This window comes from Brevibacillus halotolerans, from assembly GCF_026891775.1.
GTDB lineage: Bacteria > Bacillota > Bacilli > Brevibacillales > Brevibacillaceae > Brevibacillus_B > Brevibacillus_B halotolerans.
In genome coordinates this window covers 1-3,572 of record NZ_JAPTNK010000039.1, presented here as the reverse complement: position 1 = coordinate 3,572, position 3,572 = coordinate 1, and the positions used below count along the sequence as shown (strand labels likewise).

At 39.5% G+C, this 3,572-nt stretch carries 2 protein-coding genes and 1 pseudogene; 1 reads left to right on the top strand and 2 read right to left on the bottom strand.

The features are described from left to right. Nucleotides 1-308 precede the first annotated feature (308 nt). Nucleotides 309-1,817, bottom strand: coding sequence for a malate:quinone oxidoreductase (locus O0550_RS23965; RefSeq protein WP_255253050.1), 1,509 nt, complete (start codon nucleotides 1,815-1,817; stop codon nucleotides 309-311). Nucleotides 1,818-2,528: 711 nt separating this feature from the next. Continuing rightward, nucleotides 2,529-2,660 (bottom strand): annotated as a pseudogene (locus O0550_RS23960) (helix-turn-helix domain-containing protein); the annotation flags it as partial. Between the two features lie 140 nt (nucleotides 2,661-2,800). Between O0550_RS23960 and O0550_RS23955 the strand changes: the two are divergent. Further along, the gene (locus O0550_RS23955; RefSeq protein WP_258427424.1) at nucleotides 2,801-3,127 is read left to right on the top strand and encodes an antibiotic biosynthesis monooxygenase family protein; all 327 of its coding nucleotides are present in this window, start codon (nucleotides 2,801-2,803) and stop codon (nucleotides 3,125-3,127) included. The last annotated feature ends 445 nt before the right edge of the window (nucleotides 3,128-3,572 follow it).

The window sequence follows — 3,572 nt, the reverse complement described above, 5'->3', positions numbered from 1 at the left end:
CTTACTATAACTCAATTCGCATTCAAACAAAACTAAACAACCAGTCACCGGTTGAATTCCGACGACTGGCTGCTTAAACTTGTAAGGTGTTTTGATCCCTGTCCTACAAACGGGGGTCAGTCCCAAAGATAGATCAAAGGTTCTTTTTTTCCTTGCAAATAATACCTATTATTTACGTAGCTTTTTATTTTCTCGCTGTTTTTCCAATAATCGCTGTTCAGTCTCTTCATCATAGAAGCAATTATCCATTAATGAAAAATGTTGCTTACCCTTTTTCATTACATATATTTGTTTCTACATCTAAAGAATTAGCTAAAGGCTGGTTCTTTTTCACTTAGACCAAGCGTCTGCGCTGTTGAAGCAAGAATCTCTTGGAAAAACTCTGGGTTTTCCACTAGTGACACGCCATAAGAAGGAATCATTTCTTTAATTTTCGATTCCCACTCGTTCATATGTTGCGGGAAGCATTTTTCTAATACCTCCAGCATTACGTGAACGCAAGTAGAAGCACCCGGAGAAGCGCCTAGCAATGCAGCTATCGAGCCGTCAGCAGCACTAACCACTTCCGTACCAAATTGAAGTGTTCCTTTACCGCCAGCCTCAGTATCTTTGATAACTTGCACACGTTGGCCCGCTACCACGATATACCAATCCTCGCTTTTAGCGCTCGGGATAAACTCGCGCAAGTCTTCCATGCGCTTTTCATTCGATAACATAACCTGCTGGATCAGGTATTTTGTCAATGACATCTCTTTTACGCCCGCTGCCAACATAGTGAGGACATTATTCGGTTTTACGGAGCCTATCAAATCAAAATTGGAACCCGTTTTTAGGAATTTTGGTGAGAAGCCGGCAAACGGTCCAAACAGCAATGTTTTTTTGTTGTCGATATATCTTGTATCAAGATGAGGAACGGACATTGGAGGAGCCCCAACTTTAGCTTTACCGTATACTTTAGCGTGGTGCTTCTCTACAACTTCCGGATTGTTACATGCCATAAATAATCCGCTTACCGGGAATCCTCCAATATGTTTTGACTCAGGAATACCGGTTTTTTGGAGTAAAGGCAGACTTCCGCCGCCACCGCCGATAAAGACGAATTTTGCTGTATGGTGTTGGATTTTACCGCTATTGATATCATGCACTTTGACTTCCCACAAGCCGTCGCTATTACGCTTAATATCCTTAACGGTGTGCTTGTAGTTAATCTCGACATTTTTACTCTGTAAGTGGTCAAACAGCATACGTGTTAAAGCACCAAAGTTGACATCTGTTCCAGAGTCGATTTTGGTTGCCGCTATCGGTTCATTTGACGTACGCCCCTCTATGATAAGCGGAATCCATTCCTTCAGTTTTTCAGGATCATCGGAAAATTCCATCCCTTGGAACAACGGATTTTGTGAAAGCGCTTCAAAACGTTTTTTCAAAAATGTTACATTTGTTTCCCCTTGAACCAAACTCATATGAGGTATTGGCATGATAAAGTCCTGTGGATTACGAATCAGATTGCTTTCTACAAGGTAGGACCAAAACTGTCTGGAAAGCTGGAACTGTTCATTAATTTTTATCGCTTTTTTAATATCTATAGATCCGTCAGATTTTTCGGATGTATAGTTAAGCTCGCACAGTGCGGAATGACCTGTACCCGCATTATTCCATTCGTTAGAGCTTTCTTCCCCTGCTTTTGCAAGTTTTTCAAACACTTTGATTTCCCATTCGGGCGCTAACTCCTTGAGCAATGATCCCAAAGTCGCGCTCATGATTCCAGCACCAATTAAAATAACGTCTGTTTTTTGCTGCATGTTGCTCATTGTAATCTCTCCATCCCCTATATTGGCAAAAAAGAGTAGGCGCTTCGGCTTAGTTGTCACCAAAGCAAGGCGCCACCTAGGAATACACCTTTTCTGTCTCAATTATAACCATACCATAGTCTATTATAATTATTTATAGACCAAAATATCTACTATTATGATAATTATAAACCATTTAAGGCTGGTAAAAAAGTAAGAAGTCCGTCACAAGACTCAGGGAACACATAAAAAACCAAGGCCTTAACCCAGCTTCTTGCAAGGGGTTAGGCCTTGGTTTGCCGTTATTGGTGAATAGACATTCTCTAATTTTTGTTGTTAATTGCGGTATGGTTCTTCGCTGTTTTTTTACTGGTAAACCTATTTTTCATCGATTCAAAAGGATACTTGTCTCAGCTTCTTTCTGTATTTCGACACCTGGATTTCTTTAATTACAGGCCGAATCAATACCTAGAAACGATTGCACTCTGATAAGGTATGTTCAAAGTCCATGAAACAAAAGACCCTTATGGCGGGCTGGGTTTCCCAACTGCTGCATGTAATATCGATGTGCAAGTTCCGCAATGCGATCCTGGTCTTCCCAGAATCTCTTATCAAGCTTATCCAGCCGTTCTGCCTCTTCCTCGGTTAGAAACGTTGGAATATCTCAGAGCTGAGTGAGGCGGTTGTCTTCTGATAAGTGCTCGATACAGGCATATCCGGACTGGACGGTTCCTAATTAAGAAGATTCAAACCTAGTTCATACTCTAAATTGGAGATGGCATGACTGATTGCTGATTGTGTAGGGTTTAACATTTCTCCGGCCTTAGTAAGACTTCCTAATTCCACCACTTTTACAAATGTGGAGTTTATTCAGATTCATAATTAACACCTGTTTTCATAAAAAATATTAATTGATTTATAACAAATATTCCTTTTATTAATTTTAATTTAATATGTATACTCGGATTAATCCAATATCTTTGTTACATTTCTTTTAACAGGAGGGACTTATGAGCGGAATTGCAAAAACGCCTCAACCACCTTATTATGCGGTGATTTTTACATCCGAAAGAACTGATGGGGATAAAGGATATGCGGAAATGGCAGAGGAAATGGAGAAACTTGCATCTATCCAACCTGGATTTTTAGGAGTAGAAAGTGCCAGAGATGGCTTAGGTATTACAATATCATATTGGGAATCTCTCGAAGCTATACAAAAATGGAAGCAGAACGAACGACATTTGATTGCTCAAAGACGAGGTATGTCTGATTGGTATCTCAGATACAAAACGAGGGTCTGTAAAGTCGAACGGGATTATGGATTTGAAAAAAACTAAAATTTATTTGGTCAATTCAATTAACGGGTACGTTCGTTTAACAAAAAAGGCGGCGAACAAAGGCTTTATTTTATAGTCTTTGCTCGCCGGACAATTATCACTATCGCCTTAATCTGCTGATATAGCTACTATCAAGTGCAATTACTTTCCTAATCGTGTGCCATCACTTGTGATACGGCTCACCGTACCGTATCTAAGAACATAGTTTGTTATGAACAGAAGGTAGTTATTACTGTTTGAAACTTTAATACTAATAAGAATACTCATGAATCCTCTATAGTTCAAAAATCATGGTTATTCTTATTAGTAACTAGCCCTCTGGAGTTAGTATAGTTTCATGGACACCTCTTAGTTAAGTCCTTACAATGAAAACAAGAGGAGATGAGTCCGGATGGAACACAAAAAAACGAACAAGAGATACAATGAAGATTTTAAAAGAACAGTG